Origin of the sequence: Pseudonocardia hierapolitana (assembly GCF_007994075.1) — a bacterium.
GTDB lineage: Bacteria > Actinomycetota > Actinomycetes > Mycobacteriales > Pseudonocardiaceae > Pseudonocardia > Pseudonocardia hierapolitana.
Genome location: NZ_VIWU01000001.1, coordinates 1,158,560 through 1,184,805, shown reverse-complemented (window position 1 = coordinate 1,184,805; position 26,246 = coordinate 1,158,560). Strand labels below are relative to the sequence as shown.

27 protein-coding genes and 1 pseudogene are annotated in these 26,246 nt (G+C 71.9%); 13 read left to right on the top strand and 15 right to left on the bottom strand.

The window, feature by feature from the left end:
• Position 1: 1 nt before the first annotated feature.
• Entirely contained in the window at positions 2-784 is a 783-nt protein-coding gene (locus tag FHX44_RS05710; protein WP_147254503.1) for a hypothetical protein, read from the top strand.
• 111 nt (positions 785-895) lie between these two features.
• On the opposite strand, the gene FHX44_RS05705 is transcribed toward FHX44_RS05710, so the two are convergent.
• Positions 896-1,642, bottom strand: a complete 747-nt coding sequence (locus FHX44_RS05705) for an SDR family NAD(P)-dependent oxidoreductase (protein ID WP_147254502.1) — start codon at positions 1,640-1,642, stop codon at positions 896-898.
• Between the two features lie 546 nt (positions 1,643-2,188).
• On the opposite strand from FHX44_RS05705, the gene FHX44_RS05700 reads away from it, so the two are divergent.
• Together FHX44_RS05700 and FHX44_RS05695 are read left to right on the top strand one after the other, a co-directional pair.
• Positions 2,189-3,352: an epoxide hydrolase family protein gene (locus FHX44_RS05700; protein WP_147254501.1), complete on the top strand. Its 1,164-nt coding sequence runs from the start codon at positions 2,189-2,191 to the stop codon at positions 3,350-3,352.
• Positions 3,353-3,534: 182 nt separating this feature from the next.
• Complete coding sequence (locus FHX44_RS05695) at positions 3,535-4,230, top strand: hypothetical protein (protein ID WP_170308791.1); 696 nt, start codon at positions 3,535-3,537, stop codon at positions 4,228-4,230.
• Between the two features lie 59 nt (positions 4,231-4,289).
• Here the strand turns inward: FHX44_RS05695 and FHX44_RS05690 are convergent, their stop codons facing one another.
• Both FHX44_RS05690 and FHX44_RS05685 read right to left on the bottom strand, forming a co-directional pair.
• On the bottom strand, positions 4,290-5,132 hold the full coding sequence (locus tag FHX44_RS05690; RefSeq protein ID WP_147254500.1) for an SDR family NAD(P)-dependent oxidoreductase: 843 nt from the start codon (positions 5,130-5,132) through the stop codon (positions 4,290-4,292).
• A complete protein-coding gene (locus FHX44_RS05685) occupies positions 5,129-5,515 on the bottom strand; it encodes a nuclear transport factor 2 family protein (RefSeq protein ID WP_147254499.1) in 387 nt (128 codons plus the stop codon). Before FHX44_RS05685 ends, FHX44_RS05690 begins: the two co-directional genes overlap by 4 nt.
• Positions 5,516-5,572: 57 nt before the next feature.
• Here FHX44_RS05685 and FHX44_RS05680 point away from each other — a divergent pair, with 57 nt between their 5' ends.
• Positions 5,573-6,463 carry a MerR family transcriptional regulator gene (locus FHX44_RS05680; RefSeq protein WP_147254498.1) on the top strand — a complete coding sequence of 297 codons (891 nt, stop codon included), beginning with the start codon at positions 5,573-5,575 and terminating at the stop codon, positions 6,461-6,463.
• A gap of 226 nt (positions 6,464-6,689) precedes the next feature.
• On the opposite strand, the gene FHX44_RS05675 is transcribed toward FHX44_RS05680, so the two are convergent.
• The 7 genes from FHX44_RS05675 to FHX44_RS05645 all read right to left on the bottom strand — a co-directional run bounded on the left by FHX44_RS05675 (position 6,690) and on the right by FHX44_RS05645 (position 14,687).
• Positions 6,690-9,482, bottom strand: coding sequence for a helix-turn-helix transcriptional regulator (locus FHX44_RS05675; RefSeq protein WP_147254497.1), 2,793 nt, complete (start codon positions 9,480-9,482; stop codon positions 6,690-6,692).
• 260 nt (positions 9,483-9,742) lie between these two features.
• Positions 9,743-10,678 (bottom strand): enoyl-CoA hydratase/isomerase family protein, encoded by a 936-nt coding sequence (locus FHX44_RS05670; protein WP_147254496.1) that lies wholly within the window; start codon positions 10,676-10,678, stop codon positions 9,743-9,745.
• Between the two features lie 40 nt (positions 10,679-10,718).
• The gene (locus FHX44_RS05665) at positions 10,719-11,444 is read right to left on the bottom strand and encodes an SDR family oxidoreductase (RefSeq protein ID WP_246170228.1); all 726 of its coding nucleotides are present in this window, start codon (positions 11,442-11,444) and stop codon (positions 10,719-10,721) included.
• Positions 11,445-11,637: 193 nt separating this feature from the next.
• The gene (locus FHX44_RS05660) at positions 11,638-13,017 is read right to left on the bottom strand and encodes a dihydrolipoyl dehydrogenase family protein (RefSeq protein ID WP_147254495.1); all 1,380 of its coding nucleotides are present in this window, start codon (positions 13,015-13,017) and stop codon (positions 11,638-11,640) included.
• A complete protein-coding gene (locus tag FHX44_RS05655) occupies positions 13,014-13,202 on the bottom strand; it encodes a bleomycin resistance protein (RefSeq protein WP_147254494.1) in 189 nt (62 codons plus the stop codon). Before FHX44_RS05655 ends, FHX44_RS05660 begins: the two co-directional genes overlap by 4 nt.
• 10 nt (positions 13,203-13,212) lie before the next feature.
• Positions 13,213-13,659, bottom strand: a complete 447-nt coding sequence (locus FHX44_RS05650; protein WP_170308790.1) for a VOC family protein — start codon at positions 13,657-13,659, stop codon at positions 13,213-13,215.
• A gap of 188 nt (positions 13,660-13,847) precedes the next feature.
• Complete coding sequence (locus FHX44_RS05645) at positions 13,848-14,687, bottom strand: helix-turn-helix transcriptional regulator (RefSeq protein ID WP_147254492.1); 840 nt, start codon at positions 14,685-14,687, stop codon at positions 13,848-13,850.
• A 187-nt stretch (positions 14,688-14,874) separates the two neighbouring features.
• On the opposite strand from FHX44_RS05645, the gene FHX44_RS05640 reads away from it, so the two are divergent.
• A complete protein-coding gene (locus tag FHX44_RS05640) occupies positions 14,875-15,552 on the top strand; it encodes a DUF3159 domain-containing protein (RefSeq protein WP_170308789.1) in 678 nt (225 codons plus the stop codon).
• 49 nt (positions 15,553-15,601) lie between these two features.
• Complete coding sequence (locus FHX44_RS05635) at positions 15,602-16,561, top strand: SDR family oxidoreductase (protein WP_147254490.1); 960 nt, start codon at positions 15,602-15,604, stop codon at positions 16,559-16,561.
• Positions 16,562-16,626: 65 nt separating this feature from the next.
• On the opposite strand, the gene FHX44_RS05630 is transcribed toward FHX44_RS05635, so the two are convergent.
• Positions 16,627-17,517 (bottom strand): alpha/beta hydrolase, encoded by an 891-nt coding sequence (locus FHX44_RS05630; protein WP_147254489.1) that lies wholly within the window; start codon positions 17,515-17,517, stop codon positions 16,627-16,629.
• Between the two features lie 89 nt (positions 17,518-17,606).
• Here FHX44_RS05630 and FHX44_RS05625 point away from each other — a divergent pair, with 89 nt between their 5' ends.
• The 7 genes from FHX44_RS05625 (at position 17,607) to FHX44_RS05595 (ending at position 23,992) form a co-directional block, all read left to right on the top strand.
• Positions 17,607-18,455: a helix-turn-helix domain-containing protein gene (locus tag FHX44_RS05625; protein WP_147254488.1), complete on the top strand. Its 849-nt coding sequence runs from the start codon at positions 17,607-17,609 to the stop codon at positions 18,453-18,455.
• Positions 18,456-18,505: 50 nt separating this feature from the next.
• Positions 18,506-19,558: a questin oxidase family protein gene (locus tag FHX44_RS05620; RefSeq protein WP_147254487.1), complete on the top strand. Its 1,053-nt coding sequence runs from the start codon at positions 18,506-18,508 to the stop codon at positions 19,556-19,558.
• Positions 19,559-19,981: 423 nt separating this feature from the next.
• Positions 19,982-20,182 carry a helix-turn-helix domain-containing protein gene (locus FHX44_RS43120; RefSeq protein ID WP_246170227.1) on the top strand — a complete coding sequence of 67 codons (201 nt, stop codon included), beginning with the start codon at positions 19,982-19,984 and terminating at the stop codon, positions 20,180-20,182.
• A 150-nt stretch (positions 20,183-20,332) separates the two neighbouring features.
• Positions 20,333-20,614 (top strand): Atu4866 domain-containing protein, encoded by a 282-nt coding sequence (locus FHX44_RS05610; protein WP_147254485.1) that lies wholly within the window; start codon positions 20,333-20,335, stop codon positions 20,612-20,614.
• 255 nt (positions 20,615-20,869) lie between these two features.
• Positions 20,870-21,694, top strand: a complete 825-nt coding sequence (locus FHX44_RS05605; RefSeq protein ID WP_246170226.1) for a helix-turn-helix domain-containing protein — start codon at positions 20,870-20,872, stop codon at positions 21,692-21,694.
• A gap of 92 nt (positions 21,695-21,786) precedes the next feature.
• Complete coding sequence (locus FHX44_RS05600) at positions 21,787-22,509, top strand: SDR family oxidoreductase (RefSeq protein ID WP_147254483.1); 723 nt, start codon at positions 21,787-21,789, stop codon at positions 22,507-22,509.
• A gap of 919 nt (positions 22,510-23,428) precedes the next feature.
• Complete coding sequence (locus tag FHX44_RS05595; protein ID WP_147254482.1) at positions 23,429-23,992, top strand: DJ-1/PfpI family protein; 564 nt, start codon at positions 23,429-23,431, stop codon at positions 23,990-23,992.
• A 48-nt stretch (positions 23,993-24,040) separates the two neighbouring features.
• Here the strand turns inward: FHX44_RS05595 and FHX44_RS41965 are convergent, their stop codons facing one another.
• The 4 genes and pseudogenes from FHX44_RS41965 to FHX44_RS05575 form a co-directional block, all read right to left on the bottom strand.
• Positions 24,041-24,262, bottom strand: a complete 222-nt coding sequence (locus tag FHX44_RS41965; RefSeq protein ID WP_170308788.1) for a hypothetical protein — start codon at positions 24,260-24,262, stop codon at positions 24,041-24,043.
• Between the two features lie 29 nt (positions 24,263-24,291).
• Positions 24,292-24,711: pseudogene (locus FHX44_RS44150) on the bottom strand (PaaX family transcriptional regulator C-terminal domain-containing protein); the annotation flags it as partial.
• A 230-nt stretch (positions 24,712-24,941) separates the two neighbouring features.
• On the bottom strand, positions 24,942-25,439 hold the full coding sequence (locus FHX44_RS05580) for a nuclear transport factor 2 family protein (protein ID WP_246170225.1): 498 nt from the start codon (positions 25,437-25,439) through the stop codon (positions 24,942-24,944).
• 196 nt (positions 25,440-25,635) lie between these two features.
• Complete coding sequence (locus FHX44_RS05575) at positions 25,636-26,241, bottom strand: TetR/AcrR family transcriptional regulator (RefSeq protein WP_147254481.1); 606 nt, start codon at positions 26,239-26,241, stop codon at positions 25,636-25,638.
• Positions 26,242-26,246 lie beyond the last annotated feature (5 nt).

The window sequence follows — 26,246 nt, the reverse complement described above, 5'->3', positions numbered from 1 at the left end:
GGTGCCACGCGCCTGGGGATCCTCCGTTCTCGTTGTGCTCGCGGCGATCGCAGCCGTCGGCTGCGCCCCGGCGCTCCCACCGCTCACGGCCGGCGGAGCAACGCCCCGCCCCACCACGGCAGCGCCGGTCCAGCTCGAGCGCGCCGCGCCCACGGCAACCGCCCCGGTCGCGCTCGACGGGCCGATCGGACCGACGGGGCTGTTCGAACCCGCCGCCTGGCCTCGCGCGTGCGCGGTGCTGGACGACACCGGACTGCGAACCGTCCTGCCCGGAACCGGCCGGATCGCACGGAAACCCCGTGCCGGTGAGATGACGGTCTTCGGTGTCGGCCGAGCATCCACGGTCCAGGTCCCCGAGGCGTCCTGCGACATCGGCGTGGAACTGCCCGACAAGGACTTCGACCCTGCGGGCGGCTACAACGAGTACGCGCTCACGGTCGAGATCAGAATCGCCGGTACGCCGGAGATGGTGGCCCAGAACCGCCGTGATCCGTCCGGCGACGAGCGTCCGACCGTCCTCGACGGCACCAGCTGCCTGAGCCGGAGCTCCGCCCAGGAACTGACGTGCACGACGTCCCGAGTCGAGTTCTCCGTGCGGCGCGGCTCGATCGGCATTCCCAACCCGATCGACAGGGAGGCGGTCATCCGTTACGTCCACGACGGACGGACGGAGGTCTTCCGACGCGACGGCGGGGTCCCCGAGGTCGAACGGCGCAACCGGTACGAGACCGAGGTCGTGCTCCCCGAGTTCGCGCGGGTGATCCTCCGCAACCTCGGCTCCTGAGCGAACTGTGAGGGGTCGACGGTTCAGACCTGTGCATATCCACCGTCGATGAACCACTCGGCGCCGTTGACGTAGGTGGCGGCGTCAACCCGGCTTGCACTCAGCTTTCACTCAGAACTGGTGCTCGCCGCCGTCGATGTCCAGGTTCGCGCCGTAGACGAAGCTGCTGTCGGCAGAGGCGAGGAAGGCCACCGCGGCCGCCACCTCCTCGGGGCGCCCGAGCCGTCCGATCGGAACCCCCGCTGCGAGCTGCACCCGGAAGGCGTCCGCCGCCTCCGCGCCGACGACCCGGTCGGGCGCTGGAGTGTCGATCGCGCCGGGCGAGATCGAGTTCACCCGGATCCCGCGGCCCTTCAGCTCGTTCGCCCAGGTTCGAGCGAGTGACCGGACCGCGGCCTTCGAGGCCGAGTACAGGCCGAAGTTCTCCCACCCGTCGGCGGCGCGGATGGAAGCGTTGAAGATGACCGACGCCCCCTCGTTGAGCAGTGGCACGGCCTTCTTGACCGAGAGCCAGGTGCCTCGGACGTTGGTTCCGAAGGTCTGCTCGTAGTCCTCGTCGGTCGCCTTCTCGAGGGGCGCGAGCCAGGCGCCACCCGCGTTGGCGAACAGGACGTCGAGGCCGCGTCCGCGTGCGCGGACCGCGTCGTAGAGCCGATCCAGGTCGGCCGGTTCCGCGACGTCCCCCGCGACGGCGGTGGCCGCGGATCCGATGGAGGCCACGGCTGCGTCGAGCTCGGACGCCCGTCGTCCGGTCAGGAACACGTGCGCCCCCTCGGCCGCCAACCGCTGCGCGGCGGCCAGCCCGATCCCGCTGCTGGCGCCGGTCACGACGGCCGTCTTGCCGTCGAGCATCCCCATGCGTGAGAACCACCTTCGAGTCGCGTCGATCCGACTTCGGTATCGACCGGTACAGAGCGACCGTACCACCTTCTGTATCAATCGGTGCATATCTACGGCCTGGGTGCGCCGCACGAGCGCTCGAGCGGCCGGACTCTCCTCGGGCACTTGCATCATGAAAGCCGGTCGGCTAGCTTCACGCTAGTAAATGCCGGACGAGGCAACCGCTGCACAACAGCGGGACAGCGATGACGTGCGGCGGTCGTCCGCCGGTGGCGCCGTCGTTCACCTCCACCACGGCCACCCGCTGCACACCGAGAGCGAGCATCCGATGCCTTTCGACATGGGCGGGCTGATCCTCGCCCGGCAGGCCGCCAGGCGGGACGTCACGTCAGCTCAGCCGGGCGCTCCCGTCCGGCCGGACCGACGGTCGCGCCGGTCGCGCCGGTCGCGCAGCGAAACCCTTCGCCGGTACTCAGCCCCGCTGCTGCGGCGGCCCGGCGGGGACGACGTCGACCCCGTCCGTCAGTGATCCCGTCCCACTCCCACGAAGGACAGTCACCCCGAATGAGAACCGCACCGGTCCGGATACGCGACTTCCGGGCAGAGATCACCGACGCGCAGATCGCCGATCTGCGCGACCGGCTGGCCCGTACCCGCTGGCCCGAGCCGGAGACGGTGGACGACTGGTCGCAGGGCATCCCGCTGAGCTACACCCGCGATCTGTGCGAGTACTGGGCCGACGAGTACGACATCCAGCGGCTGGCCGCCCGCCTGAACGCGTTCCCCCAGTTCCACGCCACGATCGGCGATCTGGGCATCCACTTCCTGCACGTTCGCTCCCCGCACGAGCAGGCCCGGCCGCTGATCATGACGCACGGCTGGCCGGGCTCCACCGTGGAGTTCCTGGACGTGATCGGCCCCCTGACCGAACCCGAGGCGCACGGCGGCTCGGCGGCCGATGCGTTTCACGTGGTGGTCCCCGCACTGCCCGGGTTCGGATTCAGCGACAAGCCGTCCCGGACCGGTATCGGGATCGAGCGGATCGCCGGCGCATGGCACGAGCTGATGGGGCACCTCGGATACCCCCGCTACTACGCGCAGGGCGGTGACTGGGGCTCGGCGGTGACCACCGCTATGGCCGCCGGCGCCTTCGAGGGCCTGCTGGGGGTGCACCTGAACGTCGCGCTGGTCTCACCGGAGGCGCTTCATCAGCTGGGTGAGCCGACCGCGCAGGAGCGGGAGATGCTGGCCAGGACGAAGCGGTTCTTCGCCGAGGAGAACGGCTACGCGGCCGAGCAGTCCACCCGCCCGCAGACGATCGGGTACTCGCTCGCCGACTCCCCGGCCGGCCAGCTCGCCTGGATCGTGGAGAAGTTCTACGCCTGGACCGACTGCGACGGTCACCCGGAGAACGCCGTCTCGCGGGACGAGCTGCTGGACAACGTCATGATGTACTGGCTGACGAACAGCGCCGCATCATCAGCCCGGATGTACTGGGAGAACGCCCAGTACCTCAGCACCGAGCCTGAACGAGCAGTGCGGATCCCCACCGCGTACACGCAGTTCCCCGAGGAGATCTTCGCGTTCAGCGAGCGTTGGCTGAGGACGCGGTTCAGCGAACTGCGCTATTACCACGCCGCCGAGCGTGGCGGGCACTTCGCCGCCTTCGAACAGCCCGAGATCTTCGCCCGTGAGGTGCGCGCCGGCATCGCTTCACTGGCGGCCTGACCTGCGGGCGCTCGTGTTCGTTCCCGGCGACGTGAGCGCTATCGTCGGCACGTGACGATCCGGGGGGCGTCGACGCGGTGCGTCCGTGCTCGTCAAGACGCGCCCGATGGCAGCTCCGGACGGGGTCGACGACCGGGACGGCGCCGCGCACGCAGCCGTTGCTGCCCGAGGATCCCCACCGGTTGGGCCCATTCGCCCTCACCGCCCGGCTGGGATCGGGTGGCATGGGGGTCGTCTACCTCGGACGCCACGAGGACGGCCGTGCGGCAGCGGTGAAGGTCGTCCACCCGCACCTGATCGGCGACCCCGACTTCCGGTCCCGGTTCGACCGGGAGATCGCGCTCGCCCACCGCGTCGACGGCCCCTGGACGGCCCGGGTGATCGACGCCGGCCCGTTCGCCTCCCGGCCGTGGCTCGCCACCGAGTACGTCGAGGGAAGCGCGCTCGACGAGCAGGTGGGCCGAACCGGCCCGCTGCCGGCATCCGAGCTGGAGCCCGACCTCGCGGCGGTACCGGCACCGTTGCCGATCGCTCCCGGCGGCCGCTTGCTCTACGCGGCGAACAACTCACGCGCTCTGGTCGTAGACACCGCGACGAGGCGGATCGAGCAGGACATCCGGCTGGGAACGGGGACCGGCCCGTCCGTCCTGCCCGAGGACTGGACGGTCCTGCTCGCCGCGGACGGCGAGCACGTGTTCACCAGCGACACCGGCGGCCACATGATCACCGTTCGCACGCTGGACGGCGACCCGGTCGCCGCGATCGACGCGGGCGCGCGGATCGGTGCGGGCGGCATCGCGCTGTCCCCGGACGGCGCAACGCTCTACGCCGCCCTCGCCGACCGGCTGCTCGCCATCGACGTCAGCGCCTACAGCTGACGGGTGCGCACGGCGGAACGCGAACGGCCGGACCCGGCGGTCCGGCAGGGCTGCGGCGGCTACGAGGCGGTGGGGAAATCGGCTCCGCGCGAGAGCGGTTCCGACGCGCGGAGCTCGGCGAGCGACTCCTCGAGCGTCGCGACGGCCACGTCGAACCCGGCGTTGCCGAGGACGAGCCGTCGGGGAGGCGGATCCTGAGCCATCGCCGCGATCACCGCGCGGGCTCCGCGCTGCGGGTCGCCGGGCTGCTTCCCGTCCTGGTCGATCATCGCAGCGCGGACCCGCTCCAGCACCGGCCGGTACTCGGCGATGGGTTCCTGGACCGGCTCGCCGGCGAAGCCGGCGTAGGCGCGGGTGCGGAAGGCGCCGGGTTCGACTGCCATCACCCCGATGCCCAGGGGCGCCACCTCCTCGCGGAGCACCTCGGTGACCGCTTCCAGGGCGAACTTGGTCGCGCTGTAGTAGCCGAATCCGGTCACTCCGCGCAGCCCCGCCACCGACGACATGTTGACGATCCACCCGCTGCCGCGAGCGCGCATGCCGGGCAACACCGCCCGGATGACCGAGAGCACGGCGAAGAAGTTCAGCTCGAACATCCCGCGCACATCGGTCTCGTCCATGCCCTCGATCGACCCGTACCAGCCGCGGCCCGCGTTGTTGACCAGCACGTCGATGTCGCCGAAGCGCTCCTCCGCGGTCCGTACCGCCTTCTGCACCTGCCCCGCATCGGTGACATCCAGCGGCACGACGAGCACCCGGTCGCCGTACACGTGTGCCCATGCGGCCAGCTCCGCGGGTCGACGCGCGGTGAGCGCCACCTGGTCGCCGATCTCCAACGCCGCCTCGGCGAAGGCCATGCCGAAGCCGCCCGGCGTGCCACCGGTGATGAACCAGCTTCTCATCGGTCGACCGTTCCTGAGGGCTCGATCACCAGCCGGATGATCGACCGGCCGTCCAGGTCGAACCGGAAGTGCAGGTCGACCGCGCCGCCCGGGAAGTTCCCTTCGAGGTGCTGGACCACGTCGAACTCCGCCTTGCCGGTCCTGGTGGCGCCGGTGAACGCGGTGGTGTAGGTGTACTCGCCGGCCGCACCGCCCAGCCAGCTGCGGATCTCCTCCTGCCCGCGGTAGGTGCGGCCCTCGTCGGTCACGACGGCGTCCCCGGTGAACGCCCTGATCGCCGTCTCCACGTCACGGGCCCGGTGCGCGGCGAGATACGTCGTGATCGCGGTCGGCAGCTCGCTCCACGAGGTCCTGGTCCCGTCGCTCCGATCAACTGTGCTCATGTCCCCACGGTCCGGTCTCCCCCGGGGAGAGGGTCAAGGTGACGGCAGACTGGCCTCATGCGCTCCGGACTGACCATCGGCGAGTTCGCCACGGTGACGCACCTGAGCGTGCGCACCCTGCGCCGCTACCACCAGGCCGGGCTCCTGGAGCCCGCCGCGGTCGACCCGTTCACGGGCTACCGGTACTACGCGCCGGAGCAGATCCCGACCGCGCAGGTCATCCACCGGCTCCGTCAGCTCGACGTGCCCCTTGTCGAGGTCGAGTCCATCCTCGCCACCGACGACCCGGAGCAGCGCGCTGAGGTGATCACGGGCCATCTCCACCGACTCGAGGCCGAGCTGGACCGGACCCGGGCCGCAGTCGTGTCGCTGCGCCGGTTGCTGCGCCCCGATCCCGCCGACGTCCACGTCGAGCTGCGCTCGGTCCCCGCCCGCACCGTCGCCGCCATCAGCGGTGACGTCGACCTCGACGGTTCGCTCGCCTGGTACGACTCGGCGATGGCGGAACTGGACGCGGCCTTCCCGCCGGCGGAACGCACCGGACCGCCCGGCGGGCGCTACGCCAATGAGCTGTTCGCCCACGGCGCGGGCGCGATGCTCGTCTTCCGGCCGGTCCGCACGCCCCGCCGATCGGGCCGGATCGAGGTCGTCGAGCTCCCGCCGGCCGACCTCGCCATCGCCGTCCACGCCGGGCCGCACGACGACATCGATGTCACCTACGGCCGCCTCGGCGCTTGGGTGGTCGCACACGCCTTGGCGGTCGACGGACCGATCCACGAGACGTACCGGACAGGGCCGCGTGACACCGGGCACGCGGACAGGTGGCGGACGGAGATCGGGTGGCCGGTCTTCCGCCTCGCCTCGGTCGTCGAGCCGGGTGCGGGCTCCGGCGAACGCGGTGTCGAGGGCGCGGGGCGTACCAGGAGCGGAGCCTCGAACGGAGCGTGAGCGCTATCGCGCTCCTGTGATCTTCGGGCTTGGGCCTTGGTGCGTGTGTCGCCGCGGATTCGCCGGCGGAGACGGCGCCTGGCCCGAACCGGGCGAGCCCACGATGTCTCGGTGTGGCCGGGGACCCCTCCCCGAGCGATCGGAACACACTGGCCGCAGACGACATGCCGCCGTGAGCTCCCCTGCGAGGCCCCGATGACGCGCAGCACGACCCGGGCGAGGTTTGCTACGCGGAGGCCGTTTCCATCCCATTGGCCGGCAGTGCATCGCGGAGCTGCCGTCGTGAGCTGATCGAGAGCTTGGCGAAGACCCTGCGCAGGTGCCATTCCACCGTCCGTGGGCTGAGGAACAGCCGGGCGCCGATCTCCGGGTTCGTCATGCCATCCCGCACCATCAGTGCGATCTGTCGCTCCTGTGCGGTCAGCTCGTCGCTCGCCGCAGCTTCGGAGCGCTTGCGGACCGTCTCCCCGGCGGCCCGCAACTCACGACGCGCACGGTCCGCGAACGCCTCCATCCCGATGGAGACGAACATGTCATAGGCGGAGCGCAACTGCGTCCGGGCATCGGACCGGCGCAGTTGCCGGCGCAGCCACTCGCCGTACACCAGATGGGTGCGAGCGAGCTCCGGCCGCAGCCGCGTACGGCGTAGGTGCTCGACAGCCTCGAGGAAAGCAGCCTCGGCACTCGCCCCCTCGCTCACCAGGCCCCGCGAGCGTGCCTCCAGGCCGAGGCCCCACAGCTCATCCGTACCGCGGGTTCTCTCCTGAAGCCGCCCCATCGCCTCGGCCGCGCCACGATCGTTCCCGCTTCTCGCGGCCGCTTCGACCTGCTCGACAAGCGCCCACGCCGACACGAACAGCTCCGGGGTGTCGTCGCTGGCCAGTTCGGCCACCGCAAACGACTCGTCGTAGCGGCCGACGGCGTTCAGGACAACCGACCTCGCCCAGTGCGCGTACTGGACGGCGGTGCCCTGGCCCTCCGATGTCGCATTCGCGACCGTGGCGTCGATCAGCGGAAACGCCTCGCTCATCCGCCCGCGCAGCGCGGCCAGCACCAGCGCGCCGTAATGCGCGACCTGGGTGCCGGTGGCCTCCCTGACCGCGTCGGCCTCGGCTTTCAGCGACGACGCCTGGGCGAAGTCGCCTGCCAGCGTCGCAACCTGTCCGAGCACGTTGACGCCGACGGCGAGAACCGCGAGTGCGCCCGCGTTGCGGGCCACCTCGACCTGGCGAGTGGCGGTTGCCATGCAGGTCTCGAAGTCCCACGCGGCGGCGGCCGCCGCCGTGGCGAGCCAGCCCCAGCGAAGGACCTCCTCGATCGAGATGCCGTCTCCCGCGAACACGGCTGCCGCCTGCTTCAGCAACGGAATCGTGCTGCCGCGCCCCTCGGTGAACAGCAGCGCAAGGCCGTCGAGGAGCAGGTCCGAGGCACGCGTCGGGCCGCCGGGTCGTGGTGCGGCTCGCGCCGCCCGGGACACCTCTCGCAGGTCGCCCGCCGTGGCCAACCGCCCGGCGAACAGCGCTGCGCTCCACGCGTCGAGGTACGTGTCCCGGGCGAGCCGGGCGTCGAGCGACTCGAGCGTCCGGGCAGCGCGCAACAGCAGCGGCGGTGCGTCGCTGCCGCGCCGCTGCGCGAACGCGGCTTCGGCACGCAGCAGGTCGACGCGGGCCCGCCCGAACTCGTCGAGCGTGCCGGCCTCTGCGATGTCGAGCAGGTCCAGCGCTGTCCCGAACGAACCGGCCGCCAGGCCGGCTTGCGCCGCGGACAGGGCCCGATCGGCGCGGCGCGCCGGATCGGGCGTCAGGTCCACCGAGCGCTGCAGGAACGCGGCCGCGGCGGCGAGCCCACCACGTGCTTCGGCCCGATCGGCAGACCGCTCGAGCTCCCCGGCGACGGCGTCGTCGGGTTCCACCGCGGCCGCCGCGAGGTGCCACGCCCGGCGATCGGGATCGACCTGCGCGTCGGTCACCGCTGCCAGCGCCGCGTGGGCTGCTCGTCGATCCGCCGCATCCGCCGCCCGGTACACGGCCGACCGCACGAGCGGGTGGCGGAACGTCATGCGGGCATCCACCGACAGCAATCCATCGGTTCCGCCCGCCATGGCCGTTGCCGGCGTCACCCCGAGCCGCTCCGCCGCGCGCCACACCAGGGCGGGGTCGCCGACCGGCTCGGCCGCCGCGACCAGCAACAACTTCCGGGAGTCCGCGGGCAGCGCTTCGATCCGCGTGAGGAAGCTCTGCTCGATCTGCCCGGGCAGCGAGCCGGCCTGCAACAGGCCGAATCCGCCCGCCACCTGGTTCACGGTCAGTCCGCGCGGCAGTTCGAGCAGGGCGAGTGGATTGCCCCTGCTCTCGGCCACGATCCGATCCCGTATGTGCTGATCGAGCCGGGAAGGCGTTGCGGAGTCCAACAGGGCGCGGGCGTCGCCGACGGGTAGCCCGGTGATCTCGAGTTCCGGCAGACCGTGCAGGTCACGGCCGGGCTGTCGGGCGCCGAACACGAGGGCGATCGACTCCGCCAGCAGCCGGCGTGCGACGAAGCCCAGCACCTGCGCCGAGGCTCGATCCAGCCACTGCGCGTCATCGACCACGCACAGCAGCGGGCGTTCCTCCGCGACGTCCGACATCAGGCTCAACACGGCCAGGCCCACCAGGAAGCGATCCGGTGGGGCTCCCGCTCGGATCCCGAACACCGTCTGGAGCGCCTCGTGCTGCGGATCGGGAAGCCGCGACAGGCGGTCGAGCAGCGGAACGCACAACTGGTGCAGCGTGGCGAACGCCAACTCCATCTCGGATTCCACGCCGACGGCGCGCAGGACACGCACGTTCCTCGGCGAGTGCGCCACGTGGTCGAGGAGCGCGGACTTCCCGACACCGGCATCGCCGCGCACCACGAGCACGCGGCTCTCGCCCTCCCGAACGGCCGCGATCATCTGGTCGAGGGCGGCGGTCTCCGCTCGTCGCCCGAGCAGCCCGGCACCGTCTCCTCCGCGGAAGCCCTTCCCTCGTTGCCGCGTCATCCTCCGCCCTCTGCCGGAAGCGGTGATCTCCGCGACGGGCCGGCCGGTCGGCCGGCCCGCGGGGTCGCGCGGAGGACCGCCAGCTTATGCGGTGGCCGGTGGGTCTGTGCGCAGCCACAACTCGATCGAGGCGACGATGATCTCGGCCCGGCAGTGGGCGGCGCCTCCGGCGTAGCGGGTAGGCGCCCGGATCCCGTATCTGTTCGCGCCGGTTGACGCAACGTTCAACGCAGGTGCGACCAGCCGGGGTCGACGTGGGGTCAGGTCATCGAATGATCCGTCGGGATCGAGTCGACCACGCGCCGCCCGAGGGACCGTTCGAGGTCGCTGTCGGAGTTGAGCCCGAGAGCCTGCAACCGCGCCCAGTGCGCCTGTTGCGCGGGACGCCCGAACAGCTCGCGAAAGTCGGCCACGGGACCCGCCAGCTCGGCGTCGGCGGGCAGGGTCACCTGGTCGACGTAGGACTTCGTGCGCGCGATCGCTTCGTGATCGAAGCGCGCGAGCCGGTCTGCCATCGCCTCGACCTCTGCGTCGAGTCGGTCATCGGCGATCGCGCGGTTGACGTACCCGTACTGCTCGGCGCGCGGTCCGTCGACGTCGTCGGCGACGAGCAGGATCTCGAGTGCGCGGCCGCGACCCACCAGGCGGGAGAGCCGGGCCATCGGAGCGCCCCCGGGAACCACGCCGATCGCGACCTCGAACTGGCCGAGCACCGTGTTCTCGCGCGAGGCGAACCGCAGGTCGCAGGCCAGCACGAACTCGCTTCCCGCCCCGCGGGCACGCCCCCGGATCGCGGCGACGCTGACCACCGGGGCGCGGGACAGACGCAGGAGGAGATCCGGCCACGCGGGCAACCCGGTCGGGCCGGCTCCCAGCCCCGCGGTCCTGCCGGGATCGTTCTCCACGTCGTAGTGGGCGAGGAAGAACTCCGGGTCGGCGCTGGCGAAGACGACGACCTTGACGTCCGGATCCCGCTCGATCAGGCCGACGAGCTCGGCGAGCTCGGCGACCGTGGTCGCGGTGATCGTGTTGATCGGAGGGTGGTCGAACGTGACTCGCCACTGACCAGGGCTCGGGCGCGTGACGCTCAGGTGTCTCCACGGGCGTGACCACGCTTCGGGGATGACGGTCCTCGACACGCGCGGCCCGGTGGGGGCCTCGGTCGAGCTGTCGCTGCTGAACGGCGTACTGCTCATGCGGACCTCCGTGCAGGTGTGGTGGTGGAGCGCTCGCCCGTCAGATGACCTGCTGGCCGCCGTCCACGTCGAAGGTCGCGCCGGTGAGGGCCGTGTTGGTCATGATGTGCACGGCGAGCGCCGCGACGTCCTCCGGCACGACGACGCGGCGGATCGGCAGCGTGGCGCGCAGGTGCGCGCGGCGCTCGTCGAGGTCGTCGCCGAGCAAGGACGCCGAGAGGGGGGTGTCCACGAAGCCTGCGGCGATGAGGTTGACGCGGACCGGCGCGAGCTCGAGCGCGAGGTTGGCCGTGAGTGCCGGGAGCCCCGCGGTGAGCAGTGCCGTGAGGCCGATCCCGACGGCCGGCCGCCGACCGCCGGTTCCGCTCATGAGCAGGAGCGCCCCGCCGGGCCGCACCGTCCGGGCTGCGTGCCGGGCGACCTCGAGGGTGAGCCGGACGTGGTCGGCGACGTAACGGGTGGCGTCCGTCATGTCGATGTCGGCCAGCGGCGCGTAGTACGGGCCACCCGCGGTGACCAGGACGTGGTCGATGGGCGCAGGAAGGGACCGGAAGAAGGCGTCGAGGTCGTCGGGGTCGTGGGCGTCGAACGCCGCGTGCCGCTGCGCGCCGACATCGGCGGCGCCGTGTCCGAGGCGTTCCGGGTCGCGGCCGGTGAGGACGACCTGTGCGCCTTCGGCGCGGACGGACCGGGCTGTCTCGAGCCCGATCCCGGAGCTCCCGCCGATGACGACGACGGTTTGCCCGAGCAGGCTCGGTTCACGCACGGCGGTCACGCTACCGGTGAGAGTGGTCATGGTGCCTTCCGATGTCTGGGAGGTCGAGGTCGTCGGATCCGCCGCCCCGATGGTCACGGCGGGTTCCGCGGGTGTCGGGACGCGGGCGCCCCACGAGGCCGCCAGATCGACGGGTGCGGACCAGTAGTACGGGTAGAGCCACTCCACGGCAGCCTCCGTCTTCTCAACCGGCCGACGCGGCGCCCACCGCGGACCCGGCGCGGCTGACCTGGGCGTCGAGGTCGCGCAGCGCCTGGAAGACCGCCTCGGAGAACGTCGGGAACGGCTGGATGACGTCGAGCATGACCGGGAGCGGAGTACGGGCGCGGATGGCCACGGTCACCTGCTGGAGCCACTCGCCCGCCTCGGGGCCCAGGGCGTAGGCGCCGGTGAGCCGGGCGCCGTCCGAGATCAGGGTCAGGAAGCCGGGCTGCGTGTCGTAGGCCCGCGTGTAGGTGGACGTCCGCGGGACCCCGGCGAGCGCGACGGTGGCCACGAACGGTCCGTCGGGTTCGCCGACCGAGGCGGCCTGGGGATCGCAGAAGATCACGCGGGGGACCGCCTCGTAGTGCGCCTCGCGCGGCCGGCCGAGGATGTTCGACGCGACGACGCGCCCCTGGTACTCGCCGACGTGGGTCAGCAGCCACAGCCCGGTGACGTCGCCGATCGCCCACAGGCCCGGTCCGGCCGCCATCCGGGCGTCGACCGCGATCCCGCGTGGATCGGCCGTGATGCCGACGGTCTCGAGCCCGATGTCCGCGACGCGGGGACGACGGCCGGTTGCGACGAGGAGGCGGTCGCCGCGGGCCTCGGATCCGTCGTCGAACTCCAGGACGTAGTCGGTGCCGTCCCGGCGGGCCATGACCGGTGCGTGGCCGAGCCGGATCTCGATGCCGTCGTCTCGGAGGGCGTCGGCGACACCCTCCCCGAGGCGGCGCGGCTCTCGCGGCAGCAGGTGATCGCCGCGCTCGGCGAGCGTGACCGACGCGCCCAACCGGCCGACCGCCTGGGCCATCTCGACGCCGATCGGGCCTCCTCCGAGCACGAGGAGCCGGGGTGGAAGCTCGGTCAGCCCCGTGACCTCGCGGTCGGTCCACACCCCGGGCAGTTCGCGCAGGCCGGGCACGGGCGGGATCGCCGCGTCGGAGCCGGTGGCGACGACGACGTGCTCGGCGGTGTAGGTCGTCCCGTCGACGACGACCGTGCCCGGGCCGGTGAGGCGGCCGTGACCGCGCACGATGTCGATCCCGGCGCCGCGTGCCCAGGCGACCTGTCCGGCGTCGTCGTAGTTCGACACCATGAAGTCGCGCCAGGCCAGCGCCGACGGCACGTCCAGGGCCCCGGTGACCGCTTCCCGGGCGCCCGGTGCGGTGCGCGCGGCCGCGAGCACCTCTCCCGGGCGCAGCAGGGTCTTGGACGGGATGCAGCCCCAGTAGGAGCACTCGCCGCCGAGCAGATCGCGCTCGACGACGGCGACGCGAAGGCCGCCCGCGGCGAGTGCTGCGGCACAGTGCTCCCCGGGCGCTCCACCACCGAGGACGACGACGTCGTAGTCGGTGATCATCGTCGCGCCGCCTCGAGAACCGCCGACGCGTCGCGGTACGCCTCGTCCGGCGTCCGGCCCTGCTGGCGGGCCACGATGAAGGCCGCGTACCAGTCGGCCCAGTGGTGCTTCGGAGCCGACGGCTCGTAGTGACCGTGCTGGTCCTCGGCCTCGCGCAGCAGCTCGGCCAGTGTTGTCACGTCCATCGCGCCGTCCTCACTCACGGCCGGGCAGGCGGCTGGTGATCTCCTGCACGATCCAGCCGTTGCCGTCCGGGTCGTCGAACGACAGGAACGACGCGTAGGTCTGCCGCTCGGGGCTCGGCCCCGGTTCCCGTCCGGCCCCTCCCACGGGCTGGAACCGCGCCCCCAGCCGGGCTTCGTGGAAGATCTCACTGACCTTGGCGCCGCGTTCCGCGAGCTCGGCCCGGGCGGCCTCGACGTCGTCGACGACGAGGTAGAGGCCTTGCAGGGAACCTGGCGCCGCGGACGTGACGCCGACGCCGAACTGGATCGAGCCCGCCGAGCCGGGCGGCGTCAGCTGCACGATGCGGAAGTTCTCGTCGGCGACGAAGTCGGCGTCCTCCCGCCAGCCCAGCGCCTTGTAGAACTGCTTGGCCCGGTCGACGTCCGAGACGGGTACGACGACGACCTCGAGTTTCATATCCACAGCCGGAACTCCTCGTCCTCGAGAGCGCCGGCACGACGGGCCGTGCCGACCCGACCACCCTGGCGCGGTCCCGGCCGCTTCCGACCCAGGGAAACTCCCTGGACCGGTACCTGGCGACCCGCCGGGGCGCAACTCGTCGCCTGAACCGCACAGGACGGCCCGGCTCCGACGCGTGGCGGGCGTCAGCGAAGCGCCTGCGCGCCGATCACGGACAACAGCTGCAGCTTGTCGTGGCTCTCGCTGCCCGGGACCGCGGTGTAGACGAGCAGGGAATGCGACTGCTCCGGGTCGAGCAACCTCTGGCAGTTCAGTTCCAGCGCACCGACCTCGGGGTGGACGAACCGTTTGAGCGCATCGGGCCGGACACCGATCTCGTGGTCGTTCCACAGGGATCGGAACTCGTCGCTCTGCGCGAGGAGGAGGTCGGCGAACTGCGCCGCCCGGGAACCGGGCCCGCGCAGCGTGACGATCCCGCGCAGGCCCGAGGCGAACATCCGGGAGAGGAACGCGTGGTCGTCGGGCGCGTACAGCCGCCGGGTGGCGGGATCGGTGAACCACCGGTAGCCGATGCTGCGGGCCGGACCGGTGTATCCGGTCGTGTCACCCGTGAGCGCGACGCCCAACGGGCTCTGCCGCAGCGTCTCCCCGAGTTCGGTGACGATCTCCGCAGGGGTGTCGGCGAGACGATCGAGCACCCGCAGCAGGCCGGGGCTGATGTGCTCGCTGGCCGCGCCCCTGGCGGGTGGATTGTGCCCGGCGAGGCGGAACAGGTGGTCGCGCTCGTCGAGCGAGAGGTACAGCCCCTGCGCGATCGAGGCGATCATCTGCTCGGAGGGCTGCGGGCCCCGTGCCCGCTCCAGCCGCGCGTAGTAGTCGGTCGACATGTGGCAGAGGGAGGCGACTTCCTCGCGCCGTAGCCCGCTGGTCCGGCGGCGCCGCCCACGCGGGAGGCCGATGTCCTCGGGTTGCAGCGACTCCCGACGGCGCCGGAGGAAGTCCGCCAGCCCGGTTCGGTCGATCATGGCCCGACTCCCTCACCTCGATGCTGCTCCGTTCTACCGGCTCGACCCGCGCCCAGCCACGGATCGTCGATCCCCCCTTCGGGCCGTCGCGGTGGCTCCGTCATCCACTGATCGGGAGGCCGTGGCTGTGCTCCCGGCAACGCGCAAGTCTCGACGGCACACACCCACACCTCTGCAGGAGCGCTCCATGACGAACGAACCGGCCACCTCGCCCTCCCGGGCGGTTCCCGGCGCCGACGAACAGGCGACCGTCGCCTCGGCCGTCCGCCAGGCACTGGAGCGCTCGGGGGGCTGGGTCGGGATCGCCGTGGCCGCCGCTCCCACCGTGGCATTCGTCGTCGCCAACAGTCTCGGCGGGCTGACCTGGGCGTTCATCGCCCTCGCCGGGTCTGCGCCCGCGGCGTTCGGAGTGCACCTCGCGCGCCGGGAATCCGTGCGGGGAGCGGTTCTCGGCCTCCTCCTCGCCGCGGTGTGCGCGCTGGTCGCCGCCGTCGCCGGGGAGGCCCGCGCCTTCTTCCTCGTCCCCACGCTGCTCCCCGCTGGGTGGATGCTGCTCTTCCTCGGCTCGGTGCTCGTCGGCAGGCCGCTGACGGGAATCGCGCTCAACCGCCTGGCCGGTGGGCCCCGCGACTGGCGTCACCACACCCCGTTGCGGCGCGTCTACACCGCCACCACATGGCTCGCAGCCGGCATCTGCTTCGTCAACCTCGTCATCCGTGTCGTGCTCTACCTCACCGAGCAGTTGGCGGCCCTGGCAGCCGTCGAGGTCGCCGTCATGCCGGTGCCCTTCGCGTTGGCTGCTTTCACGGTCGCCGCCGCCCGCCGTGCCGTCCGCCGGTCGGCCGCCGCCGGGGCGATCCAGTAGCCGCCACACCGCGTGGATTCACACCAACGACGACACCAGGAGCACCGTCATGGCACGCACACGACCCGACATCACCGTCCCCGACCTCTCCGGGAAGCGCGCCGTCGTCACCGGAGCCAGCGACGGCGTCGGTCTCGGCCTCGCCACGAGGCTCGCCGCCGCCGGGGCCGAGCTGGTCCTGCCCGTCCGCAACCCGCGCAAGGGGCAGGCGGCGATCGGCAGGATCGCCGACCGGGTCCCCGGAGCGCACGTGTCGCTACGCGAGCTCGATCTGTCCTCGCTCGGCTCCCTCGCAGCACTCGGCCGGACGCTGCGCGACGAGGGCCGCCCGATCGACATCCTCGTCAACAACGCCGGTGTCATGACTCCGCCGGACCGGCAGACCACCACCGACGGGTTCGAGCTGCAGTTCGGCACCAACCACCTCGGCCACGTCGCACTCGTCGCCCACCTGCTGCCACTGCTCCGAGCCGGCCGAGCCCGCGTGACCTCGCAGATCAGCATCGCCGCGCGTACGGGCGCCATCAACTGGGACGACCTGAACTGGGACCGTTCCTACGACGGCCGGCGCGCCTACAGCCAGTCGAAGATCGCGTTCGGGCTCTTCGGCCTCGAGCTCGACCGGCGCAGCCGGGCAGCCGGCTGGGGCATCACGAGCAACCTGTCCCACCCCGGGGTCGCCCCGACGAACCTGCTCGCCGCCCATCCCGAGATGGGACGCGACCGCGACACCCCCCAGATGCGGGTGATCCGGGCACTGTCCCGCCGGGGCATCCTCCTCGGGACGGTCGAGACCGCGCTGCTCCCCGCCCTGCACGCCGCGACCTCACCGGACGCCCGTGGCGGCCTGCTCTACGGGCCGGACGGCTTCGGGCACCTCGGCGGCGCGCCCGCCGAGCAGCGCCTCTACCGCCCTCTGCACAGCACCGAGGACGCAGAGCGCATCTGGCACATCTCCGAAGAGCTGACGAAGGTGTCCTTCACCTCGCCCGAGCCACACGGCAGGTAATGCCTCCGGCGGCGCGAACGCCATCCCGGCGGGGCCACTCCGCACGATGCACAGGCCACGCGCGGTCACCGGGCGGCGAGGTGGGTGGTGAAGAAGGTGCCGAGCTCGGCGACGGCCCGGCTGACGTGCTCATCGACGTCGTAGAGGGACACATGGGTGGCGCCGTCGATGACGACGAGCTCCTTCGGCTCGGCCGCCCTGTCGATGGCCTCGCGACTGATGTACGCCGTGTTCGCCTCGGAGCCGATGATCATCAGAAGCGGGCGGGGCGAGATGAGCCGGATCAGGGCGTAGGAGTCGTACTGGATGAGCTGGTCGAGGGTGCGCACCGGCCACGGCTGGACCGCCCGGGGGTGGTACCCGCGCGGGGTGCGGTAGTACTCGTAGGTCTCCGCGTCCACGGCGTCGGTGATCCACTCCTGCATGCGGACCCCCTCGCCACGGGCCTCCGCGGTGCGGGCGGCTCCGGCGAGCTCCAGCATCGCGCGCGTGGTCTCCGGTGCCTGGTTCCCGCCCAGACCGTTGCGCATGACGGTGCCGAGGTCACCCGAGCTCACCGTGGCTACGGCCTTGATCCGCAGGTCGGTCTGGGCGGCGAAGGGCACGTAGCCGCCGGAGGCGCAGATACCGAGCGCGCCGATCCGATCGGGGTCGATGTCGTCTCGGGCCGTCAGGTGGCTCACGGCGGCCTTCACGTCCTCGGCGCGCTGGAAGGGGTCCTCCAGGCCACGCGGTTCGCCTTCGCTCTCGCCCTGGTACGCGGCGTCGAAGACCAGCGCGGCGAACCCCTCACGGGCCAGGCGCTCGGCGTAGATGCTCGCGGTCTGCTCCTTCACCCCGCCACTCGGGTGGCCGACGACGACGGCGGGGAGCGGGGTTGGGGAGGGGGCGTCGGGCAGGAAGAGGATCCCGGCGAGCATGAGGTTGTTGCTCGGGAAGGTGACGGCGGTCTTCACGTCCTCGAGTCTCACCGTGTTCGGCGCCGGTGACGGGGGCCAGTTCTGTCCCACCAACCGGAGGGTCGACGGCTGCGACACTCGAATCCGTGAGCAGCGAACTGGGCGACTTCCTCAAGGCCCGGCGCAGGCAGCTGAGCCCGGCGGAGGCCGGGCTCGTCGACGACGGACGGCGGCGCGTCCCAGGCCTGCGCCGGGAGGAGGTCGCCCTGCTGGCCTCGATCAGTCCCGACTACTACACCCGCCTGGAGCAGGGGCGTCGGCGGGCCGCCGAGCCTGTGCTGGACGCCCTCGCCCGCGTCCTGCGACTCACCGAGGACGAGCGGGTGTATCTCTTCGAGCTCTCGGGCAAGGACGCCGGCAGGCCGCGCAGCCGACCTGCGCAACGGGCCCAGCCGCAGCTGCAGCGCCTGCTCGACGACCTCACGAACACCCCGGCACTGGTGCTGGGCCGGTGCACGGACATCCTGGCGTGGAACCCCCTGGCCGCCGCGTTGTTCACCGACTTCGCAGCACTCCCGCGGGAGCAGCGGAACTTCGTGCGTCTGGTCTTCTGCGACACCGCGATGCGCGCCATGTACGTCGACTGGGACCACGTCGCGCGGGCCTGCGTGGCGCAGCTGCGGATGGAGGCCTCTCGGGACCCGCGCAACCCGCGCTGGATGATGTTGGTCGGAGAGCTGTCCGTGCAGGACCGGGACTTCCGCCGGTGGTGGGGCGATCACCGGGTGGCCGAGCGGACAGCCGGGACGAAGACCCTCCGCCATCCGGTCGCCGGGGAGCTCGCCCTCGACTGGTCCACGCTGACCGATGCCGCCGATCCGGACCAGCAGCTCATCGCTCTCACCGCCGCGCCCGGCACGTCCTCCCACGACCGCCTGCGCCTCCTCGCCTCCTGGGCCGCCGAACCGTCGACGGCCCGAGCCGGCCCGGCGTGATCCGCTCGAGCGGTTGACCTCGACCTAGGTTGAACTTGAACACTGGCGCGATGGCCGATGACGTACTGCTCGACGCCCTCCAGCGACTCCACGACACCGGTCCGGAGTTCGACGGCTTCCTCGCCAACCACGGGCCGATGGCGGCGGAGGCGCTGATCCGGATCGGTGGATCGGACGCCGTCCCGGCCTGGGTCGACGGCTACCTGCACCGCCTCGGCCCTGCCCCGGGGGTCGTCAGGGGGATCAGCGACGCGGACTGGCGAGAACACCTCGGTGACGCTCGGCTGGCGGGTGACTGGATCGCCTACCTACGCCGGCAGGCCCGCGATCTGTACTGGCGTGACATGCTGCTCCGCTGGTGGCCGCGACTGCTCCCGGGGATGGCGGCCAGCGCCACCCACGGGGTGATCCGCACCGCGCACGCGGTCCGGTCCCTGCGCGCGGCCGGCGACCGGCCCGACGCCCTGCTCATCGACGAGCTCGCCCAGGGGCTCGCCCTCTGGGCAGCCCGCTACCAGACCCTGCCGGGCAACCCGCGCCTGGAGGGCGGGTTCGACGCCGTCACCGCCACCACTCGCCTGCCCCGCCTCGATCCAGCGGTGCCGTCCGAGGGGCCGGGGATCGTCGGCCGGCTGCGGTCGTTGCACCGTCTGCCCCGCCTCAGCGAGGGCTTGGACGGGTGGAGAGCGTCGTCCGTGCCCGACCTGGCTCTGGACGAGCTCATCGGTGCGGCGTCCCGGGTGCTGGCCGCCCGCTCCGACATGCCGATCGCCTTCTGCCACGCGGTGACGGCCCCCGCGGCCGTGCGCCTCGTACTGCCCGTGCTGCCTCCGGACGTGCAACGGGCGAGTGTCGCGGCGAGCTGGCAGGTGGTCGGATGCATCGTCGCCGCGTTCGCCTCTCCCCGGGTGACCGCCGAGGACGCATCCGCCGTGGCCGATGCCGCACCATCTGTCGAGCAGCTCGCGGTCCGCGCCGTCGAGCACGGAGATGAGCACGTCATCAAGCTGACCGAGGCAGCCGCGCGCGAGTTCCACCGCCGCGAGGACCCCACGCTCCTCATCGCCGCAGACCGGTTCCGCGAGCGCGTGCCCACCGCCTGATGCACCCTGCCGGGCACTGAAGCAGGTTGGCCGCTCGTCGAACCACTCCGACGAAGACCCTGGGGCCTCCCGGACTTCCGGCTGCACGACCCCGACGGCCACCACATCCGAATCACCAGCCGGGACCGAATGTGGGTGTCGCGAGATCGGCCGGGGAGCTTCGGCCCTCGCCCGCCGCGTCACCGAACCCCCTATGCTTCGAGCGGCCGCGCAGGTCGTTCGGCGACCGCAAGGAAATCGCAAACACGGCTGTCAGGCTGAGGGGTGTGTCGGAGTTCGCACCACGTGCCGATGATCGGCAGCAGCCGCTGTCGCACCGGCGACCAGGCCTCGTCCGCCGGCCTGGGCTGCTCCTCGACGCGCCGGCCGAGACCGCCGTCGCAAGCCGGGCCGCTGCAACGGCTCCGCCGGGCGTCCGAGGAGATGCCGCACCTGGTGCAGACGCTGACCCACTACGCCATGACCTCCACCATCCGCGCGGCGGCCACGGCGCTCTTCGTCCACCACTCGACGCTGCAGGACCGCCTCGACCACGCGGAGCGTCTGCTCGGGTGGGACATCCGGCAGCCGGCCGGCCGCTGCCGCCTCCAGCTGGCCCTCGCCGAGCGATTGCTCCCCCGGTGAACCAGCGACGCCAGGGGCTGGTGCCCCGGCGGCGCTGATCGAAGAGGCGGGTCGAGGCCGTTCGAGGGCACGAGAGGACTTTCGTGTGTGCCCCGCTCCTGGTCCCCACGCGGCCTGGCGAGGACGGTGTCCCGGCCGGACGCTGTGACCATGACTGAGCACAGCCCGCAGAGCGCGCACGTCGACGTCGAAGGGATGTGGGTCACCGCGGACGGCTCCATCCGGCAGGAGCTCCTCCCCGATGGACGCTACGACGAGGCGCGCGGCAGCCGGCGGAGTGCGTACACGGGCCGCTACACGGTGACCGGATCGCACCTCGACTACCTCGACGACACGGGCTTCACCGCGACCGGCGACGTGCGCGACGGGATCCTCTACCACGAGCACCTGATCCTCTTCCGGGAGAACGACCCCCGGCGCACGGCGCGGTGACCCGAGGTACCGGGTGATCCTGGGTGCGGTACTCCCAGGAGCCCGCGGGCCTTCCTCCTTCGCGGGCCCCGGCACCACCGTGGACCGCGAAGGAGGAACAACATGACGAGGACGAGGCTCACCACCGGTGCGTCACGCGGCCCAGGCTCCCGAGGTGGTCCAGGGCATCTACGCGAGCAGGCTCCAGACGTGGAGGGACCGGGAGCACCCGGCGGAGCGAGCCCAGGGGTGATCGGGGCGGACTACCGTGGAACGGTGCCATCGGACCTCGGTGAGTTCCTGCGCAACAGGCGCGGTGAAGTACGCCCCGACGACGTCGGCCTGCCCATCGGCCGGGCTCGCCGGGTGCCGGGGCTGCGCCGCGAGGAGGTCGCCCTGCTGGCCGGGGTGAGCGTCGACTACTACGTCCGGCTGGAGCAGGGGCGCGAACGCAACCCGTCGGCGCAGGTCCTCGACGCCCTCGCGGAGACCCTGCGCCTCGACGACGACGCCCGCCAGCACGCCTTCCGGCTGGCCGGGCTCGCACCCCGCCCGGTCTCGACCCGCCGCGAACAGGTGTCCCCGAGCCTTCTGCAGCTCATGGACGGCTGGCCGGGCAACCCCGCGCTCGTGCTCTCCCGCTGCTACGACGTGCTGGCCCGCAACCGGCTGGGCACGGCGCTGTTCCACGCGTTCACCCACTCGGACAACCTGCTGCTCAACGTGTTCCGCGACCCGGCGGCCAGGGCGTTCTACGCCGACTGGCAGTACGCGGCCGTCAACACCGTGGCCGGGTTCCGGCTCGCCACCGGCTCCGCGCCGGACGACTCGCGGACGCTCGCGATCCTCGACGAGCTGCGCGCCACCAGCCCCGAGTTCCGCCAGATCTGGGCACGCAACCAGGCCCGCGGCAAGAGCGCCGAGGTGAAGACGTTCCTCCACCCCGAGGTCGGCCGGATCACCCTGCGGATGCAGACGTTCGACGTCCGGGAGGCGCCGGGCCAGCAGCTCGTCGTCTACCACGCAGAGCCCGGGTCGACGGACGCGCAGGCCCTGGCGCTCCTGGGCAGCATCGCCGCCACCCGGGAGCAGGTGACCTGATCCTGGGTGCGCCGCACCCACGAGGTGCGCGGCCTCCTCCGCCGGACCGGTCTCCCCGAATCTGGAGACGACCCGGAGGAGAGGAGCAGGAAATGAGCAAGGTGATCGCGGTGACCGGTGCGAGCAGCGGCATCGGGGAGGCGACCGCGCTGCGGCTCGCCGCCGAGGGACACCACGTCGTGCTGGGCGCGCGACGCGAGGATCGGCTCGCATCCCTCGCGGAGAAGATCCGCGCCGCGGGCGGCAGCGCCGACGTGCGGCGGCTCGACGTCACCGACCGGCACGACATGACCGCGTTCGTCGACGCAGCCGTGGACGCACACGGCCGGATCGACGTCCTGGTCAGCAACGCGGGCGTGATGCCGCTGTCGCGGCTGGACGCGCTGCTGGTCGAGGAATGGGACCGGATGATCGACGTGAACGTCCGAGGCCTGCTGCACGGCATCGCCGCCGCGCTGCCGCACTTCCAACGCCGACGCGGCGGACACTTCGTGACCATCGCGTCCATCGGCGCCCACGAGGTCTCACCGACGGCCGCGGTCTACTGCGCCACCAAGTACGCGGCATGGGCCATCACCGAGGGACTGCGGCAGGAGGCCGACCCCAGCATCCGGGTCACCACCATCTCCCCGGGGGTGACCGAGTCCGAGCTCGCGGGCTCCATCACCGACCCCGGCGCACGGGCCCTGATGGGCGACTACCGGGCCAACACCATTCCCGCGGGCGCGATCGCCGACGCCGTCGCCTACGCCATCGCCCAGCCTGCCGACGTCGACGTCAACGAGATGATCATCCGGCCCACCCGGCAGCGTTGACGGGGACGCTCCCGGAAGCGGCGCGCAGGGGTCACGCAACGGTCGTCGAGCGCGGCCGCGGGACGGTTAGGTGGTTGTTGTCGACGCGAGCACGTGCGGCCCGGGCTCGTCGTCGGCCGGCTGGCGTCCGTTGCCCCAGGGCGGCTCCGTCGGTGGCTGTCCATCACGGCGGCCCTGGTGGCGGCACGTCTGGTCGTCGCTCTCCTGGGGGACCGGATGCTGACCGCGGCGGCCCAGCACGCCGACATCGTCGCCTTCCCCAGCGTGGGGCGATCGTGTGGCCGATCGAGAACGCGCATCCGGCGGCCTCTGCGCTCACCGCATTCTGGGCCCGCCTCGACCGGTCGTGAATCGACGACCCGGGAACCGCCACGGCACGGCGCGCTGCCGGTCCCGGGGGAGAGGGCGAGGAGCGTCTCGAGAGGACGGCTCGGCGATCTATTCGAGACGAGACCCAGGTCTCGGTCCATCCAGCCGGGCTGTCGAATCGCAGGGCTGCGCTCCGACCAGCGATGTCAGGTGGGTCTCGAACGTATCGAACGCATCGGCGCCGATCTTTCGGGACCACTGCTCGCGCAGCCCGTCGAAGATCTCCTTCACTCCCGGGCCTCTCGACCGAAGCCATATCAACGCGAATGAGCATCGACTGCCTCGTGACCTCTGGCACCTGAGGATCCTGGAACTCCACCTGACGTCGGCGTACCGATCCTGGCGGCCCGAGCTCCTAGCGTGACGGCACCGCACGACGATCGAGGGAGCTCGTCCACCATGGCGAAGATCACCATCCTGGGTGCATGCGGGTACGCCTCCTGACCAGGCGCCTGTGGAGCTTCGAAGCACCTCTGTCGCGGCAGGCAGGCGCTCCATACAGTGGGTTTCGGCACGCGACGGGTTTCGTCGCGAGGGGGAGGAGCGAGGAATGGCACGGGTGCTGGTCCTGACGGGCGATGCGGCCGAGGAACTCGACTCGATGTATCCGGTGTTCCGTCTGCGGGAGGGTGGCCACGAGGCGGTCGTGGCCGCGCGTACGGCGCGCCCGGTGAAGCTCGTGGTCCACGACTTCGAGCCCGACTGCGACGCCTACACCGAGAAGCCCGGCCATCAGCTTCCCGTGGACGTGGTGTTCGGTGAGGTGAACCCCAGCGACTACGACGCGCTGGTCATCCCGGGCGGGCGAGCCCCGGAGTACATCCGCACGGACCCCGACGTGGCGCGCATCGTCACGTACTTCTTCGAGCGGGGGCTCCCGGTCGGCACGATCTGCCACGGCGCCCAGGTGCCGGCTGCGCTGGGGCTGCTGCGCGGCCGCACCACGGCGGCGTTCCCGCCGTTGAAGGCCGACATGGAGCAGGCCGGCGCCACGTTCGTCGACGCACCCGACGTCGTGGACGGTGCCATGGTGTCCTGCCGCGGCTGGCCCGACCTCCCCGAGTGGTCGCGTGCCTTCATGCAGGTGCTGGAGCGGGCGAGCGTCCCGGCTTGACCGGCTGAAGCGGCGCCACCGGGCCCGGCCCGGGCGGTCGTCGCCGGCTCACAGGTCGGCTCGACGCATCGAGCGAACCCGTTCTTCCCGCGTAGCGCGTTCGAACTCGGACTCCTCCGCCCCCGTCTCCCCGGCGCCGTCCGGCTGCCGACGGATCGAGTCGAAGGTGTGGAAGGACACCAGTTCGGCGAGCGCCGGGTCGACCTGCGCGAGCAGCTCGCGGAACCGCCGGGTCGCCGGTTCACCGAGGGTGTGATGTCCATGCAGCACTGGAGCGCGGTCCCGCGAGGCCAGCACGGCGGGAGCAGCTCCGCCGGGAGCCGCGGATCGGTCAGCTCGGCGCGGCGCCACCGGGCGGTCAGCTCGGTCCGCACCCGCAGGGTCTCCCGCGGCTGCACCTCCCTCGCGTGGATCCGCTGCCGCACCGGCTCGTAGCGTTCCGCGAACGTCCGGTAGCGCTCGGCGGGATCGCGAAGGTCGAACGCGCGCGCGACGACCGCCTCGGGCGCCATGCCGTCCAGCCCGGCCCGGAAGACCGAGGCCGCCTCCACGGAATGCCGTTCCAGCGCGGCGCGGGCGTGCGCCCGCCGGTCACGGGGCGAGACCCACAGGCCGTCGAAGAGCGGGCCGAAGCCCTGCAGTCGCAGGTCGTCGCGGAGGTTGCGGCGCGACTCCCGGTCCTCCTCGGGCACCGAGAAGGCCACCCCCGTCCAGCGCCCGTCCCACGGTTCGTCCCGTTCGACGTCGAAGAGCGCCTTCGGGCGCCCCCCTGGCCCAGATGATGCTGGATGAGCTGCTCGCCCGCACCACCGACTTCGCGGTCTCCGGCGAGATCCTCATGGCGCGCTGGGCGGAGTGGGGCACCCGCTCCGTCCCGATGCGCTTCACCCCGGCCTGACGGTGGCGCCGCGTGACGCGGCAGGCGAGTTCACCGGGGCCGTACCCGTGATCAACGACCGAGGAACCTGCGCCTGGCCAGGAACGGTCCGAGCCCCGATCGCCACCACGGCAGCCAGGCGGACGGTCGGCACATCACCGCGTGGATCAGCGGAGCCGAGTCGAAGAAGGAGTCCCGGCGAAGGATCGTGCCGTTCTGCGTCAGCCACAGTTTGTCGATCGCTCGGAAGTCCAGGGGCTTCCCGCCGAGTGTGGCGGTGAGCCGGAGCTCGATGAACATGAGGTCCTCGTTGCCCACCCAGCTCACCACCTCGCCGCGGATGTCGGGAAGGAGCGTCACGAGGCGCTGTGCTTCTTCGTGCCACGTCTTCCGCGTCGTGCCGGGCTGCAGCAGCGGCTGGTTGAGTTCGATGTCCTCCGCCATGAGGCTGTCCCACGCATGCGGTTCGGGGGTGTCCCAGCCCCTGGCGAACCCGGCGAGGACCCGTTCGTGGACGCTCATCCAGCGAGTCGGCGCGGCTCGGTAGCGGACATCGTCTTCGGTGGTCACCGCGTTCTCCTCCGGACCGGGTCGGTCGATCAAGGCGAACAGGAACCTACCTCGATCAGCGCGAAGTCACGATCCGCGGTGGATCCCGCGGCGTGCCCACAGGGTCTGATCATCGTCTTCGTGCTGCGGAGTACCGGCTGCTCCGCACGACCGGGCGTCTTCGCCCACAGCTGCACGGCAGGGGCGCGCTGCGCACTCAGGTGGGCGGTGTCGTTGCCCGGATGCCTGCGAGCACCACGTCGACGATGCGCTCCGCGTCGGCTCGGGTGAACGGGCGTATGCCGCGGTTCACGATGAGGTGCACCGGACCGGAGAGCATCTCGCCGAACAGGGAGCGGTCGACCGGCGGCAGCTCGCCGCGGTCGACGGCCAGGTCCACCCGGCTCCGCATCCCGGCGCCGCGCACTTCGAGGATCCTGGTCGCCGCCCGGCGGACGGTCGGGCTTTCGTGGGCGGCCTGGGTGGCCAGTACGAGCGCCCGGGCGGTCGGTCGGCCCAGGCTCTCGGCGAGGGCCATCAGGAAGTCCACCAGGTCCCTGCGGAGATCGCCGGTGTCGGCGACCGACCCGAGGTCGTCGGCGTACTGCAGCAGGGCCTCGACCACCAGCTCCTCGCGGTCGGGCCAGTTGCGGTAGACGCTGGTCTTGTGCACGCCGGCGAGCTCGGCGACCTCCTCGTAGCGGAAACCCGCGATGCCGTCGCGCGCGACGAGCTCGGCGGTCGCGGAGAGGATCTGCGCTCGCACCCGCGCGGTGCGGCCGCCGGGGCGACGCGCCGACGGCCGGTCCACGGTGCTGACCATCAGTG